A 15,376-nucleotide genomic window follows, 5' to 3' on the forward strand; every position below is an offset into this window, starting at 1 on the left:
GTTTGGCGAAGGTTGGCCTCAGGTCGTCGCATCCCCCGCACTGCCCAGCTCAAGGTCTTCCTGAACCGGACAGTTTTCCCAATCGGCGCGGAGAGGCTTGCCGCGCGCTCCGGTAAAATAGCCACATGTTCGGGGGCCGCCCATGATCTCGCCCCAGTTCGACCCGCTGACCGGGGCGCTGAGCCGAGCTGAGCTCTTCCCCACCCTCGAGGCCACCCTCAGCGCGGCGGAGCTCACCGGCGACGAGACCGCCCTGCTGATTCTGGACCTCGACCACTTCAAGAGCATCAACGACACCTTCGGCCACGCCCGCGGCGACGCCGTCCTGCGGGAGCTGGTCGAGCGCATCCAGGGCGCGATCCGGGCGGGCGACCGGCTGTTTCGCTACGGCGGCGACGAGTTCGTGTTGCTGCTGCCGGGCACCGACCACGCCCAGGCCGTCCTGCTGGCCGAGCGGCTGATGGAGGTGGTCCAGTCGCGGCCCTTCGCGGGCGACCCGCCCCTGTCGCTGACCCTGAGCGTGGGGCTGGCCACCAGCCGGGCCGGTGCCGATACCCCCCAAGCGCTCTTCGAACGGGCCGACCAGTACCTGCTCGCCGCCAAGCGGCAGGGGCGTGCCCGGCTGGCGGAGGCGGGGGGCGAGGGCGAGCCCCAGCAGACGCGCTGGCTCGAGCGCGAAGCCGCCCAGCTTGGCTTGCAGCACTTCCTGCGCGCCTTGCCCAAACATCAGCGGGGGCTGCTGCGGTCGGTGGGACCCGGCGGGGCGGGACACACCCGCTTCCTCGAGGAAGCCCAACGTCACGCCCGGCTGCTGGGTTACCGTACCTTCTGGCTCACGGGCCGCCGGGCCTACGCCACCCACCCCTATGGGGCGCTGCTCGACGGGGTGGGCCTCGGGCTCACCGAGGCCGTAATCCGGCAGGGCAGCCCCGCCCTAAAGGCGCTGGAGGGGCCGGTGCTGTGGCTGGTGGACCGGCCAGGGGAACTCGACGTGGCCAGCCGCAAGGTGATCGCCGAGTTGCTGAGCGACCCGCAGGGGCCGGTGATGGGTCTGGTTGTCGGGGGAGATGGCGCCGAGTGGCCCGTGCCCGCGCTGGTAGAGGAGGTCGAGCTGCGGGCCCTCTCGCTTGAATCGGCCCGCGTCCTGCTGCGCAGCCGCCTGCGCTGGGAGGCCCCCGAGGACTTCGTGGGGTGGCTGTGGCGGGAAACGGGGGGCTGGCCCCGGCCCCTGCTGGAGTGGCTGGAGCAGGCCGAACGCAGCGGGGTTCTGCGCCCGGGCGGCAAAGGGTACACCCTAAGCCCTGACTACGCCCAGAGGCTGAGGGAGGCCGAAGCCCCGCCCCCGCCCACGCCGGGCCTCCCCGTCCCCAAGCACAGCCTCATCGGGCGCGACCGCGAGTTGCTGGAGCTCAAGCGGCTCTTGCGCGAGCGCCGCCTGGTGACGCTGGTAGCCCAGGGGGGCATGGGCAAGACCCACCTGGCCATGCAGGCCGCCCTCGAGGTGGCCCACCTCTACCGCGACGGGGCCCACTTCGTCTCCCTGGCCGGCCTGGACCAGGCCGAGGCGCTGCCCAACCGCCTCATCCAGGAATTCGGGCTCAAAACCTCCGGCGATCCCCAGGAAAGCTTGGTGCAGCACTTCGCGGGCCGCCAGGTGCTGTGGGTGCTGGACAACTTCGAGCAGCTGCTCGAGGCCAGCGAGTTCCTGCGCGCCCTGCTACAGGCCCTGCCCGGCCTCACCCTGCTCTTGACCTCGCGCGAACGGCTGGGCCTGCCGGAGGAGTGGGTGCTGCCCTTGGAGGGGCTGGCCCTGGAGGGGAGCGACTCGGCGGCCATGCGGCTGCTGCTGCAGGCCGTCCAGCGGGTCAACCCCGGCCTGCGCCTGAGCCAGGCCGAGCTCGAGGCCGCCCGCCGCATCTGCCGGGTGGTGGAGGGCCTGCCGCTGGGGCTGGAGCTGGCCGCGGCCTGGGCCAAGGTGCTGAGCCTAGGGGAGATCGCCCAGGAGATCGAGAAAAACTTGGGCTTCCTGACCGCCCCAGGGGGCGACGAAACCCGTCCCGAGCGCCACCACTCCCTGCGGGCGGTGTTCGAGTCGTCGTGGAAGTTGCTGCACCCCGAGGAGCAGCAGATCCTGGCGCGGCTTTCGGTTTTCCGGGGCGGCTTCGACCGCGAGGGGGCGGCCCGGGTGGCCGGGGCTTCGGTCTCGGGCCTGCTGGGGCTGGTCAACCTCTCGCTCGTGCAGCGCGACCCCCACCACGACGGACGCTACCTGATGCACGAGCTGCTGCGGCAGTTCGCCCAGGAGAAGCTCTCGCCCGAGGCCCTCGAGCCCAGCCTGGCCGCCCACGCCGAGTACTTCTGGGGCCTGGCAGAGCGGGCCGAAGCCGCCCTACAGGGCCCCGAGCAAAGCCGCTGGGTGCGGCGCATCGAGCTCGAGTTCGACAACCTGCGGCTGGCCTTCTCCACCCTGCAGCGCCTGGGCCGGGCCGCCCAGGGCCAGCAGATGGCCACCTGGCTCAGCCATTGCTACGCCTGGCACGGCTTCTACCGCGAAATCGCCCACTGGCACCAGGTGTTTTTGGAGATGCCCCATCCGGTGCCCCCGGCGGTGCAGGCCAAAACCCAGCAGTCGCTGGCCCTGCAGCTCAAGAACCTGGGGCTCTGGGAGCAGAGCATGGCTTTGGTGGAGCAGAGCCTCCGGGCCAGCCGCGCCTTGGGCGACCCCGGGCTCTTAGCCGAGGCCCTGCACCTGAAGGGGTTGCTGCTGCGCGAGGCGGGCGAGTTCGCGCAGGCCCTGGCGGCGTTCGAGGAGTCGCTAGCCCTCAAACGGGAAATTGGCGATCGCTATGGCGAGGCCACCACCCTCAACGACCTCGGCATCGTCTACGGGTTGCAGGGAGAGGACCGCACGGCCAGCACCTACTTCCTGCACAGCCTCGAGCTCAAGCGGCAGGTCGGCGATGAGAAGGGCGTGGCCTACGCCCTGGGAAACCTGGCGCTGGTCAGCGAAGACCCCGAAGAGGCCCTGCGCTGGCTGTACGAGAGCCTGGAGATCAAACGGCGGCTCAAGGACCAGCAGGGCATCGCCAACGCCTACGCCAACATCGCGGCCCGCCTGCTGGAGGCTGGGCGCCCCCTCGAGGCCTGGCCGCTTTTGCTGGAGAGCCTGTCCCTCTTCCGCCAGATGGGACAGGTGGCCTCGCTGGCCCTGGTGCTCGTGAGCTGCACCCAGGCCCTGCTGGCCCTGCACCGGCCGGCCCAGGCCCTGCAGATCGCGGCCTCGGTGCGGCGCTGGGACCAGGAACATCCCACCAAGTTACCCCCGGGCACCCGGCGAAACCTCGAGGAGCAGCTCCAAAAGGCCAAAGAGGCCCTGGGGGCCGGGGCTGAACCCCCTCCGCTGGGCCTCGAAGAGGCCTGCCGGGTCGCGCTCGAGGCCCAGCCTCTCTGACCAGCCCCGCGCTTATCCCATCCGCCGGGCGAGGTAGACGAAGAAGGGCGCCCCCAGCGCCACCACCAGGATGCCCACCGGGGTCTCGAGGGGGCGGTCGATGAGCCTCGCGGCCACGTCGGCCAAGGAGAGCAGGCTGGCCCCCAGCAGGGCCGAGAGGGGGATCACCCGCCGGTAGTCGGGGCCCACCAGCCAGCGGGCCAGATGGGGCACTACCAGGCCCAAAAACCCGATAGGCCCGGCCACGCTCACCGCCGCCCCGGCCAGGAGCACCGCCACCCCGGTAGCGGCCAGGCGTACCCAGCCCACCCGGGCCCCCAGGCTCTTGGCCACCTCCTCGCCTAGGGAGAGCAGGTTGACCTGCTGCGATAGGGCCAGGGCCAGCAGCAGCGCCGGGAGGGTCCAGGGCAGGATGGTCCAGAGGTGCTCCCAGCCGCGCCCGGCCAGGCTGCCCGAGAGGTTGATGAAAGCCCCCCGGGCGCGCTCCTCGAACATGATCAGGAGAAAGCTGGCCGCCGCCCCCAGCATGGCCCCCACCGCGATGCCCGCCAGGGCCAGCCGTACCGGGGTCAGGCCCACCGCCGCGGTGATGCTGTAGACCAGCACCGCCGCCCCCACCCCGCCCAAGGCGGCCAGCAGCACCGTGGCCCAGGCCGGCAGGCCGGGGAAGAAGACCACCCCCAGCAACAGGGCCAGCGCGGCCCCTGCGTTCACCCCCAGGATGCCCGGCTCGGTGAGGGGGTTGCGGGTGACGCCTTGCATCATGGCCCCCGAGACCCCCAGCGCGGCCCCCACCAGCAAGGCCACCAAGGCCCGGGGCAGGCGCAGGGTGTGCACGATGAGGCTCGAGTTGGAGTCATCAGGCCAGAGGAGCAGCCGCCATACCTCGCCCAAGGGGATGTCCACCGCCCCTACCGAGATGGCCAGCAGGAAGGAGAAGGCCGAGAGCCCCGCTGCCAGCACAAACACCAGCGGCAGGGCTTGGACGTGGCGGCGGGAGAGCACCATGCTCAAGGCTTGAAGGCGTAGCGGGAAGCGGGGGGCTGATCGGCCAGAAGGCCGCTGTCGATCAGCTCGGCCAGGATGAGGCGGGTGGCCAGCGGGCCCCGGGTCCAGTTGTCGCGGTCGAACTCGTACACCCGGCCCCGCTTCACCGCCTCGAGCCTCTGCCACAGCGGGTTCTTGGCCCAGCTCCGCACGATGGGGGTTTCATCCGGGGCGGTGAAGAGCACCAGGGTGGCGGGGTTCAGCGCCAGCAACCCCTCCAGGCTCAGCTCGTACTGGCTCTGGTTGTTCTGCGGCTTGGCCAGGCTCTTGCGCCCCAGCCGTTCCAGCAGCGAGCCGATGAAACTCTCGTTGGAGTGCACGGTGAAGCTGTTGGGGGTGGCCACCCCCAGCAAAACCGGGGGGGCTTTGGGGTTGGCGAAGGCCCGGGCCTTTTGCAACAGCCGCTCCTGGTCCTCGAGGATCTGCCGGGCCTGGGCCTCTTTGTCCACCAGACGCCCGATCAGCAGAACTTGCTGGTTCAGGTCCTCGAAGCTGCCCCGCCGCGATTGGAAGGCCACCACCGGGGCGATGCGCCCGAGCTGGGGGATCAGGTCCTTGTGTACGAAGGCGTCGGCCAGGATCACCTCGGGCTTTGCAGCCAGGATGGCCTCGAGGCTGGGCTGGGCCCGCGAGCCGATGGAGGGTACCCCCGCCGCCCGCGGGCGCAGGTAGGGCGGTACCCCGCGGTCGCCGCCCTGGGTGCCGGTGGCGGCCCCCGCCGGGTTCACCCCCAGGGCCAGCAGGGTATCTAGGAAGCTGTACTCCAGCACCACCACCCGCTTTGCGGGAGCGTTCAGGGTGAGGGTGCCTAGCTCGTGCTGGATTTGAACCTGGGCCAGCGCCAGGCCCAGGAGCGCCAACAAGCCTGTCAGGGTTCGTTTCATGGTTTTTCCTCTGCCAGTTCAAGGGGCTCCCTACGCGCCAGGGCGTAGGGGATGCAGTGCGGGGTGCCGGTCTCGGGGTCGCGCAGGAAGTGAGCCTTGAGGCCGAACACCTCGCGCAGGATGCGCTCGTTGAGCACCGCCTCGGGGGCTCCCTCCGCCACCACCCGGCCGGCGTTCACCGCCACCAGGTGGTGGGCGTAGCGCGCCGCCTGGTTGAGGTCGTGCAGCACCATCACGATGGTCTTTCCCCCCTCGCGGTTGAGCCGTTGCAGAAGCTGCAAGACCTCGAGCTGGTGGCTCAGGTCCAGGTAGGTGGTGGGCTCATCCAGGAGCAGAATGGGGGTCTCCTGGGCCAGGGCCATGGCGATCCAGGCCCGCTGGCGCTGGCCGCCGGAGAGGGTCTCCAGGGGCCGGCTGGCGAAGATCCGCATGCCGGTCTGGTCGAGGGCCCACTCCACCACCCGCCGGTCGTGCTCGCTGCGCCCCCCAAAGGCGCTTTGGTAGGGGTAGCGGCCAAACCAGACCAGCTCCTCCACGCTCAGCCCCTCGGGGGCCTGGGGCATCTGGGGCAGGAGGGCCAGATGGCGGGCCACGGCCTTGGTGGGCAGGGCGTGGATGGCCTTGCCGTCGAGCAGCACCGCCCCCTCTTTGGGCTTTAGGAGCCGGGCCAAGGCCCGCAGCAGGGTGGACTTGCCGCAGCCGTTGGGGCCGATGAGGGCGGTGACCTGCCCTTTGGGCAAGGAGAGGTTGAGGCCCTCGATGACGCGGCGTTCGTCGTAGCCTAGGGAGAGTTGTTGGGCTTGCAGACTCATCGCACCCGCCCTGCCTTTCGCATCAGGTAGAGGAAGTAGGGGGCTCCCAGCAGGGTGGTGAGCAGGCCCGCCGGGATCTCCAGGGGGGGCACCAGGCCCCGCCCCAGGGTATCGGCCCCCACCACCAGCAAAGCCCCCAGCAGCATCGAGGCGGGGAGCAGCAGGCGGAACCTGGACCCTACCAGCAGCCGCGCGGCGTGGGGGGCGATGAGCCCCACGAAGCCCAGGATGCCCACCCCCATCACCGCCACCGCGGCCAGGGCCGTACCCAGGCCCAAGGCCACCAGCCGGGCCGGCTCGAGGCGCATCCCCAGGCTCTTGGCGGTCTCTTCGCCAAAGGAGAGCACGTCCAGCCGCCGGTGGAGCACGAGAGCCAAGGGGATGAGGATTGCCGCAAACGGCAGCACCCGAAACAGCCGCTCCCAGTCGGCCCCGTACACCGTGCCGCTCAGGAAGATCAGGGCCTGGGCGATGGAGTCGTCGGCCCGCACCAGGATGAGCCGGCGCAGCCCGTCCAGCGAGGCCTCCACCGCCACCCCGATCAGGGCCAGGCGGATGGGCAGCACCTCCCCGGCCTTGCGCGCCAGGAGGTACACCAGCCCGAAGGCCGCCAAAGCCCCCCCAAAAGCCCCCACCGGCAGGCCCCAGGCCGGGGCCTTGGGCAGCAGGATCAGGGTGAAGACCGCGGCCAACCCCGCCCCCGCCGCCACCCCCACGATGTCCGGCGAGGCCAGGGGGTTGCGCACCACCCCTTGCAGGATGGCCCCCGAGGCCGCGAACAAGGCCCCGCAGACCGCCCCCACCAGGATGCGCGGCAGCCGCAGCTCGTAGAGGATGCGGGTGTAGGTCTCGTCGCGCGGCCCGGCCAGCGCCTGGATAACTTCCACAGGCCCCATCCGCACCGCCCCGGTGCCCAGGGCCAAGACGCCCAAAGCCAACAAGGCCAGGGCCAGCAGGGGGAGCAGGGCGGGTTTGGAGAAGGTGGGGCGGCCTAGCATGGGTATTCCAATCGACTTACTCGGGTTTGCAGTCTATGCCCCGTCGGCGGATTTCGTCAAGCGCTCTGCTGGCGTGCCGCCAGGTAGGCCTCCGGGTTCCAGGGGATGCGCTCGCGCTTGATGCTGGGGTCGGGGATAGGGATGGCCGAAAGCAGGGCTTTGGTGTAGGCGTCCTTGGGTTCGCGGTAGATGCGGTGGCTGCTCGAGACCTCCACCAACCGGCCTTTGTACATCACCGCCACCCGGTCGGAGATATCCTCCACCACTGCCAAGTCGTGGGAGATAAACAGCAGGGTGAGGCCCATCTTAGCCCGCAGCTCCTTCAGGAGCTCGATGATCTCGGCGCGGATAGAGACGTCCAAAGCCGAGACGCACTCGTCGGCCACGATAAACTCGGGGTTGAGGGCCAAGGCCCGGGCGATGCCGATGCGCTGGCGCTGCCCTCCGGAGAACTCGTGGGGGTAGCGGCGGGCGTGATCAGGCGAGAGCTGCACGGTCTGCAAAAGCTCGGCCACCCGCTCCTGGCGCTCTTTGGGGCTGCCCACCCGGTGGATGACCAAGGGCTCGGCGACGATATCCCCCACGGTCATGCGCGGGTTGAGCGAGGCGTAAGGGTCTTGGAAGATGATCTGCATACGGCGGCGGAAAGCCCGGAGGGCCCCTTTGGGCAGGGAGGTGATCTCCTGGCCGTCGAACCAGATGCGCCCTCCGGTGGGCTCGATGAGGCGCAGCAGGCTGCGGCCTAAGGTGGTTTTACCCGAGCCCGACTCCCCCACCAGCCCCAGCACCTCGCCCTTATAGACCTCGAGGGAGACGTCATCTACGGCCTTGACGTGTCCCACCACCCGCGAAAGCACCCCTGCCCGTAGGGGAAACCAGACCCGCAGGTTCTCCAGCCTCACCAGCACCGGCAGGGCGGCCTTCTCGGGGGGAGCGGGCTTCTCTTGGTCTATGCGCGGCACCGCGGCGAGCAAGCGCTGGGTATATTCCTCTTTGGGGGCCTTGAAAAGGGTGTGCACATCGGCTTCTTCTACCTTCAGCCCGTGCTGCATCACCACCACCCGGTCGGCCATCTCGGCCACCACCCCCAAGTCGTGGGTAATGAAGAGCACCGCGGTGCCGATCTCGGCCTGGAGCTTTTTCATCAGCTCCAAGATCTGCGCCTGGATGATCACATCCAGCGCGGTGGTGGGCTCGTCGGCGATGAGCAGCGAGGGGTGGCAGGAAAGCGCCATGGCGATCATCACCCGCTGGCGCATCCCCCCCGACATCTGGTGGGGGTAGTCGTCCACCCGCTTGTGGGGGTTGGGGATTTCCACCAGGTTGAGCATCTCGATGGCCAGCTGGCGGGCTTCCTTCCGGCTTTTGCCCTGATGGAGCACGATGGCCTCGGCGATCTGATCACCCACGGTGTAGACCGGGTTCAAGGAGGTCATGGGCTCTTGGAAGATCATGGCGATGTCGTTGCCCCGGATTCGGCGCAGGGTGGCTTCCTCGGCTTTCAAAAGGTCCAGCACCGCCCCATTCTTGCGCCGAAAAAGGGCCTGCCCGCCCACGATGCGCGCGGCCGGCTTGGGCAACAGCTGCATCAGGGCCAGGGCGCTTACCGACTTTCCCGACCCCGACTCTCCTACGATGGCCAGGGTCTCGCCTTGTTTCAGGCAGAAGGAAAGCCCCTTCACCGCTTCGACCAGCCCGTCGTCGGTGTGAAAATTAACCGCCAGGTCGCGCACCTCTAGCAAGTGGTCTTCCTGCATTAACACTCCTTTCTCCAGGGCTCAGCCCCGCTTTCCAAGTTGGCTACCAGGGCCGCCGCCCAGTCGCAAAGCTCGGCCCAGCCCTCCACCGGCGCCGCCAGCTCGAGGCGGCCCTGTAAAGGGCGGGCCCCGAGCTGGCCCAGAAGCTGGGTGTAGATGCTCCCGGCCTTGCAGAAGTAAGGCCCATAGGCCCGCTCCCCCAAGGCGCAGATCCCGTAGCGCAAGCGGGAGAGGTTGGGCCGCCCCGCCCTCAGACGCTCATACAACCAGGCCGCTCCCTGCGGCAGCAACTCCGTGGGCGTTCTAGGGCGCTGGGTCCAACACCAGGTAGAGAGGCAAAAGATGACCCTTTCCTCTCGCGCCAGCTCCGCAGGGCGAAGCTCTTCGGCGAAGACCAAGCGAGAGGGGTAGCCCCACCCTTGCAAGCAGCCTTGTAGTCGCTCGGCCACCTCGAGGGCGGTCAGGGTCTGGGTTCCTACCACGATCCGCACCCGGCCCCCTACTTTTGCGCTCCGGCCTCTAAAAGCCGGAGTATGCCCTCGATGCGGCGCAGGTCGGTGATGGGTCCCGACTGGGGCTCCTGCACGTCGAGCAAGAAGCGGTAGATGGGTACTTTGCTCTGCTTGAGCATGCGCTCGCTGGTCAGCTCGGGGTAGCGACCATCGGGGCTTTTAGGCCGCAGGTAGAGGGCCCAGTCGCTTTGCACGTTGAGCAGCATCTCGGTCGAGATAGGGGCGTAGGAGCGGTCAGGGATCGAGACCCCGGGGATGCCCGCCAGCTCAAACCCCAGCCGGGTCAGGGCGATGGAAAATCCAAAGCGGGGGCCAAAGATACCTGTGGTCTCCTCGTTGTAGAAAAACAGTACGGTCACCCGGGGCATGCGGGCTACGAAAGGGGCTGCCCGGGAGCGGTAGGCCTCGAGCTGCTGGGTGTAGCGCTTCAAAGCCTCCTCGGCCTGTTTTTCCCGCCCGAGGATCCGCGCGGTCTCGCTGAAGGCCCGGCGCCAGCCCACCTTTTCGTCGCGGTTGTAGTCCCAGCCTACAGTGGGGGCGATTTTCTTGAGGGTTTCTGCCACCGATTTGGGCGCGGTGGCCCAGAAGAGGATGAGGTCGGGCTTGAGCGCGGTGATGGCCTCCAGGTTGGGCTGGGTATAGGCATCTCCCACGAAGACCGCCGGGCCGATCTCCTCGGGGCGGTAGTAGGTCAGCCCCTCGACCTTTCCTCCCACCCGCGCCCCATTCAGCCGGCTCGAGCCATAGCCCACCGGTTTGACCCCCAGCGGAATGAGGAGTTCCATTAGCTCCTCCCCCAACACCACAATGCGCTCGGGTTGCTTGGGAATGACCGTCTGGCCGGCGTCGTGTTGCACCTGCAGGGGGTACTGGGCCAGGGCCAACCCCGAAATGAAGAGGGCGCTAAGCCAAAGAATCCTACGCATCTTTCACCTCCGGGTCATGCTCTCCACCACCATGGCCACCAGCCGCTCCGCCGAAAGCGGTCCGCCAAAAGTCCAGGTGTTGCCGGGCAAGCGGTAAGCCCGGTGATTGCGCACGAAATCCAGGCGTTTCCACAATGCCTCCGCGCTGCTTGTAAAGACGTTGTCGTCGTCATGGACGATGTAGATGAAGTGATCGGTCTGGATCTGGCTCAGGGCCTCGAGGCCTACCTCGGTGTAGCCGTAGGGCTGGGGCGTATCCTCCCAAGCGTTTTTGAGACCGATGCGCTCCAAGATCTGGCTCGCCAGGCTGTTGCGGGTAAAAATGCGCATGGTGGCGAGGTTTTGCCTGCTGGTAAAGGCCTGGGCCAGCACGAAGCGCTGGCCTCCCAGGCCCGCTTTTTGCAGGCTCTGGCGGGCTTGGGCAAAGTGGGTCTCCATCCGGGTGAGGACGGTCTGGGCTTGGGGGGTGCGCCCTAGCACCTTGGCGATGGTTTGGAAGGTATTTACCATCTCCGCGTAGGGGCGGACTCCCTCAGCAAAGGGGTCGAAGGTCAGGGTAGGAGCGATTTGTGCAAGGCGGGGATAGATCGGCTTAACCCGGAAAGCTGGAGCCAGGATCAAATCGGGCTTTAGGGTGGTGAGTACCTCGAGGCTAGGCTGCGATCGCAGCCCCACCTCCACCACGTTTTTATCCAGGCCCAAAGGGAGGCCCACCCATTCCTGATAGCCCTGGATCTCCGCCACCCCCACCGGTTGCACCCCCAAGGCCAAGAGGTCTTCTACGTAGGTCCATTCCAGGGCCACCACCCGCTGGGGCACCCCCACCACACAGGTCTCGCCCAGAGCATGCCGCACGAGCTGGCCGGTGCAGTTCTGGGCCAGGGCCAATCCGAGCCAGCTCATCCCCATTAGCAAAAACCCTATACGTCGCATCGCACTCCTTTCCTAGTCGGCCTCTGGGGCTAACGCAAAGACCGGATCGCCCAACAACATCAGCGGCACCCCCAAGGTCTGTTCGGCCTCGAGCCGCCCCCACAGGGCGTAGCGGCTGCGCAGGATGAGGCCTGAAAGCCCTTCCCGCTCGGCCCCTTGCAGGTAGATGAAGTGCTCTCCCACGGCAAACACCGCTCGCCTCTGCCCTTCATGGTTCTCGAAGCCCAGCGGGGGGCCCAGCAGGCGGCGGTGCTGGGCCAATGCGGCGGGATAGGCCGGGCTGCCCACCACTAACGCGTGCAGGCCGGTCACTCCGTTGGGGTGCTGGGTTTGCTCGGGTCCGGGTTGGGGGGTGAGGGGCCCGAGCCACAAGGGCAGCGGCGGCGGGCACACCAGAAGCTGAGGCAGGAGCCTGCCCCCCAACGCCCGGTGGGGAATCTCTCGCCCCTCGAGCCAAACCGAGGCTTGCTCGAGGGCAGCCGTGGAGCCAAGGGCGTAGTCCAACAGCCCCATCTTTCCCGCATAAAAGTGCCGCCGACGCTCCAGCAGCTCGTCCTCTTCGCGGCCAAACGGCAGATGGGCCAGGGAAAACAGCTCCAGCACCACCCCATCGGCCAGGAAAATCAGCGCCTTGCCCCCCAGTCTGGGTTGGACCACCCGGAAACCCAGCCGAGTATAGGCCCGGGTGGCCTGTTCGAGGTCGGCAAAGCCTAACCATACCCTCGATACCCTGTGCGTCATGATTTCCGCCTGCCCCTTCACATAGCTAAAACACACATATTCCAACCGATTTACTATAGATTGCGCCGCTATGACACGAAACGGCCCTCGGGGGGCTTTTCAGTCTTCCTGCCAGCGCACCAAGCTCTCCAGGCTGGGGTACTTGCGCGGGGCCAGAGCCCGCTTGGCGAAGCCCATGTAGAAAAGCCCCAAGAGCCGGTCGGGGGGCTCGGCCCAGCCGAAGTAGGCCGCCAGGTCAGGGTGGGTGGCCACCGGGCCGCTGACCCAAAGCCCCCCCAGGCCCTGGGCCGCGGCCATCAGGTGCAGGTTCTGCACCGCCATGCTCACCGCGGCCAGCTCCTCCCACTCCGGCATGGGCCGCTCGCGGCGGGGCTGCATCCCGATGGCGATCCAGACCGGGGCCCCCAGGATGAGCTTGCGGTAGTTCTCCAGCCAGCGCGGATCGTAGCCCGGCAGGGCCTTGGGGAAAACCTCCCGCACCTGGGCAAAGAGGTCTTCCTTGGCCTTGGGGCCGGTGATTACCACGAAGCGGAAGGGGTGGGTGCGCCCGTTGTTGGGGGCGTAGCGGGCCGCATCCAGGCAGCGCTCGATGAGGGCGCGGGGCACCGGGTCGGGCTTCAGGGCCTGCACCCCGTAGCTGCGCCGCCCTTGAATGACCGCCTCGAGGGCCTCGGCGTCGAAGCTGGGGTAGGGCCGGTGGGGCAGCTTGGGCCGGCTCATCAGCGCCACCAGCATCTCTCGCAGGTGCAAGGCGTCCTTGGCCGGCTCGGCAAAGCGGTGCTCAAAGCGCTCGCTCCGTTCGCCGTCCCAGACCAAGGCGGTGAAGCCTTCCGGGCTGAGCTGGGTCATCTCGGCGCTCTCGGCCCACTCCGGGCCGCCCAAGGCCTTGATGGTGGCCAGAAGCTCCTCGGCGTGGTCGTCGTTGATGTGCTCGAGGTAGGCCAGCAGCCGCTCGGGGGTCAGGTCGGTGGTGGTCATCCAAATCCTCCTAGCGTAGGAAGCGCTCCAGGTCGTCCATAACCTTGTAGGCTCCTAAAATTCCGATGGCCAAGAACCAGGTATCGTCGTCTACGGCGAAGGCCCGCTTGTTCTGCACCGCCCTCAGCCGGCCCCACAAGGGGCTGGCCAGGGCGGCAGCCTGGTCGGTTTTGAGTGGGTCGCCGAAGGTGGAGTAGAAGAGGTAATCGGCGTCCAGGTCGGGCAGGCGCTCGAGGGAGATGTAGTCGGCAAAGCTGTCCTTGTTCTGGAAGGCCGGGCGCGGCAGGCCGATGTCGGCGAGGATGGTGCCGATAAAGTTGGCCTTGTTCATGCTGCGGATCTGCCCCGGGACAAAGCGTAGGATGCTCACGGTGGGCAGCCGCCCGCGCCCGCCCAGGCGGTTGCGGAGCTGGCCCGCCCGCCGCTCGTACTGGGCCAGCAAGACCCGGGCCTGGGTGCTGCGGCCCAACGCCTCCCCGGCCAAGAGGAGATTTTCCTTCCAGACCACCCCCACGCTCTCGGCCATCACCGTGGGAGCGATGCGCGAGAGCTGCTCGTAGATGGCGCTGTGGCGAAGCTTGTTGGTGAGAATGAGGTCGGGCTTCAGGGCTAGGATTTTCTCCAGACTAGGTTGCTGGATGGTCCCCACCACCTCGATGCCCTGGGTCTGGTCACCTAGGTAGCGCTGAAAGGGCTGGCCAAGGGTAGCGGTTACCGCCCCCACCGGCTTGACCCCCAGGGCCAGGACGCTATCCAGCTCGCCGGTATCCAGCACCACCACCCGCTGCGGCACCTTGGGCACACAGCTTTCCCCCATGGCGTGTTTGACGATGCGGCCATTGCAGGGCTGGGCCAAGGCCAGCCCTGCACCCAACACCGCCACCAGCAAACCCCAGGCCCTCACTGCTTCACCTTCTCCAGAATCAGCCGGGTCAGCTCGCTCACGTTGCGCAGGCTCACCAGCGGGCCGCTGTAGGGGCTAAAGGGCTCGGGGGTGTAGAGGATGGCCTGGTCTTTGAGCTTCTGTCCCACCGGGCTGTCGAAGAAGGCCTTGGAGCCGTCGTACTGGCCGCCGGGCGGGAAGACCACCACCAGGGTCTGCTTGTCCAGGCTGATGAGGGCCTCGTCGCTGACCTGGGCCCCCACGCCCAGGGTGACCTCCTTGGGGGTGTAGCCGTCCTTGAAGCCCATGGCCCGCAGGTCGGGGATGAGCCGCACGTTGGTGTAGACCCAGTTGCCCCCTCCGGCGAAGGGGGCCACCACCACTACCTTGGGGTACTTCTGGAAGACCCCCGCGTTGCGCAGGCGGGCGGCCGCGGCCTGGTAGGCCCCCCGCACCTGGCCGATGACCCGCTCGGCCTCGGTGCTCTTGCCGAAGATGCGCCCTAGGTCGCGCAGGCCCCGCTCCCAAAACCCCTTGCCGCCTTCTTCATAGCCGATGGTCGGGGCGATCTGGCTCAGCTTGTCGTAGTACTTGTTGCCCTGCCAGGTGAGCCGCACGATCAGGTCGGGCTTGAGGGTGAGCAGGGTCTCCAGGTTGGGCTCGAGCCAGGAGCCGATGTAGGCCGGGTTGTTGAGCTTGGCTCGAGCTAAAAAGCCCTTCTGCAGCACCTCGGGCTTGATACGCCCGCCGCTGATGTCGGCCGGGGTGAGGTAGGCGCTGGCCAGCCCCACGATGCGGTCGCCCACCCCCAGCGCGGCCAGCCAGCCCAGGGCTTCCTCGTCCATCACCACCACCCGCTTGGGGTTGAGGGGCACCCGGCTGGTGCCCTCGTCGTGCTCGAGGGTGAGGGTCTGGGCCAGGGCAACTCCTAAAATCACGAGCGATCCGGCGAGATTTTTTAGGTTCATTCCTCTTCTCCTTTGGGCAACAGGCTCTCGGCCAAAAAGGGGTTAAGGCCGCTTTCCAGCAGGGATACCAGTCGGCTGAACTGGCTCTCTTCCTCGATTTGCTCTTGCAGGTACCACTGCAAGAACGCGTAGGTGGTATGGTCGTTCTCCTCCAGGGCGGCCTGGGCCATGGCCTGGAAGTCGCGGGTGACTTTTTGCTCGTAGGCCAGCGCGGCCTGGTTGGCCTCGAGCAGGCTGGCGTACTCGGTCTTCACCTCCGGCAAGGCGGGCAGCCGAACCGGAGCCCCAACCTCGAGGAGAAAACGAAAAATCCTCAAGGCGTGGGTGCGCTCCTCCTCCGACTGGCGCTCAAAAAACGCCTGCCAGCCCGAGAGGTTCAGCCCCCCGCAGTAGGCCGCCATGCCCAAGTACTGCTGGCTGGCCGTCAATTCGTGGCCGATTTGCTGGTTGAGCCTCTCCTGTAAGCGCTTACTGATCATGCCTCAC

At 67.7% G+C, this 15,376-nt stretch carries 14 protein-coding genes; 1 reads left to right on the forward strand and 13 read right to left on the reverse strand.

Annotated elements, in window-relative coordinates:
* Positions 1 to 142: 142 nt before the first annotated feature.
* Positions 143 to 3,451, forward strand: a complete 3,309-nt coding sequence (locus DNA98_RS13915; protein ID WP_110531745.1) for a diguanylate cyclase — start codon at positions 143 to 145, stop codon at positions 3,449 to 3,451.
* Positions 3,452 to 3,463: 12 nt separating this feature from the next.
* Here the strand turns inward: DNA98_RS13915 and DNA98_RS13920 are convergent, their stop codons facing one another.
* From DNA98_RS13920 to DNA98_RS13980, 13 genes are all read right to left on the reverse strand, one after another.
* Positions 3,464 to 4,459, reverse strand: a complete 996-nt coding sequence (locus tag DNA98_RS13920) for an iron ABC transporter permease (protein WP_110531747.1) — start codon at positions 4,457 to 4,459, stop codon at positions 3,464 to 3,466.
* A gap of 2 nt (positions 4,460 to 4,461) precedes the next feature.
* On the reverse strand, positions 4,462 to 5,382 hold the full coding sequence (locus DNA98_RS13925; protein WP_110531749.1) for an ABC transporter substrate-binding protein: 921 nt from the start codon (positions 5,380 to 5,382) through the stop codon (positions 4,462 to 4,464).
* Positions 5,379 to 6,194: an ABC transporter ATP-binding protein gene (locus tag DNA98_RS13930; protein WP_110531751.1), complete on the reverse strand. Its 816-nt coding sequence runs from the start codon at positions 6,192 to 6,194 to the stop codon at positions 5,379 to 5,381. The genes DNA98_RS13925 and DNA98_RS13930 overlap by 4 nt, the downstream gene beginning before the upstream one ends.
* On the reverse strand, positions 6,191 to 7,192 hold the full coding sequence (locus DNA98_RS13935; protein WP_110531753.1) for an iron ABC transporter permease: 1,002 nt from the start codon (positions 7,190 to 7,192) through the stop codon (positions 6,191 to 6,193). The genes DNA98_RS13930 and DNA98_RS13935 overlap by 4 nt, the downstream gene beginning before the upstream one ends.
* Before the next feature lie 56 nt (positions 7,193 to 7,248).
* Positions 7,249 to 8,949 (reverse strand): ABC transporter ATP-binding protein, encoded by a 1,701-nt coding sequence (locus DNA98_RS18550; protein ID WP_110531755.1) that lies wholly within the window; start codon positions 8,947 to 8,949, stop codon positions 7,249 to 7,251.
* Positions 8,949 to 9,440 (reverse strand): flavodoxin domain-containing protein, encoded by a 492-nt coding sequence (locus DNA98_RS13945; RefSeq protein WP_110531757.1) that lies wholly within the window; start codon positions 9,438 to 9,440, stop codon positions 8,949 to 8,951. Before DNA98_RS13945 ends, DNA98_RS18550 begins: the two co-directional genes overlap by 1 nt.
* A gap of 8 nt (positions 9,441 to 9,448) precedes the next feature.
* On the reverse strand, positions 9,449 to 10,387 hold the full coding sequence (locus DNA98_RS13950; protein WP_110531759.1) for an ABC transporter substrate-binding protein: 939 nt from the start codon (positions 10,385 to 10,387) through the stop codon (positions 9,449 to 9,451).
* A 3-nt stretch (positions 10,388 to 10,390) separates the two neighbouring features.
* On the reverse strand, positions 10,391 to 11,290 hold the full coding sequence (locus tag DNA98_RS13955; RefSeq protein WP_233493225.1) for an ABC transporter substrate-binding protein: 900 nt from the start codon (positions 11,288 to 11,290) through the stop codon (positions 10,391 to 10,393).
* 42 nt (positions 11,291 to 11,332) lie between these two features.
* Positions 11,333 to 12,061, reverse strand: a complete 729-nt coding sequence (locus DNA98_RS13960) for a glyoxalase/bleomycin resistance/dioxygenase family protein (RefSeq protein ID WP_129865687.1) — start codon at positions 12,059 to 12,061, stop codon at positions 11,333 to 11,335.
* Between the two features lie 99 nt (positions 12,062 to 12,160).
* Positions 12,161 to 13,039 carry a nitroreductase family protein gene (locus DNA98_RS13965; protein ID WP_110531765.1) on the reverse strand — a complete coding sequence of 293 codons (879 nt, stop codon included), beginning with the start codon at positions 13,037 to 13,039 and terminating at the stop codon, positions 12,161 to 12,163.
* A gap of 10 nt (positions 13,040 to 13,049) precedes the next feature.
* Positions 13,050 to 13,943 (reverse strand): ABC transporter substrate-binding protein, encoded by an 894-nt coding sequence (locus DNA98_RS13970; protein WP_110531767.1) that lies wholly within the window; start codon positions 13,941 to 13,943, stop codon positions 13,050 to 13,052.
* Positions 13,940 to 14,890: an ABC transporter substrate-binding protein gene (locus tag DNA98_RS13975; RefSeq protein ID WP_110531769.1), complete on the reverse strand. Its 951-nt coding sequence runs from the start codon at positions 14,888 to 14,890 to the stop codon at positions 13,940 to 13,942. Before DNA98_RS13975 ends, DNA98_RS13970 begins: the two co-directional genes overlap by 4 nt.
* On the reverse strand, positions 14,887 to 15,369 hold the full coding sequence (locus DNA98_RS13980) for a ferritin (protein ID WP_110531771.1): 483 nt from the start codon (positions 15,367 to 15,369) through the stop codon (positions 14,887 to 14,889). Before DNA98_RS13980 ends, DNA98_RS13975 begins: the two co-directional genes overlap by 4 nt.
* Positions 15,370 to 15,376: the final 7 nt, after the last annotated feature.

The sequence above is a fragment of the Meiothermus sp. Pnk-1 genome (genome assembly GCF_003226535.1).
Classification (GTDB): Bacteria; Deinococcota; Deinococci; order Deinococcales; family Thermaceae; genus Allomeiothermus.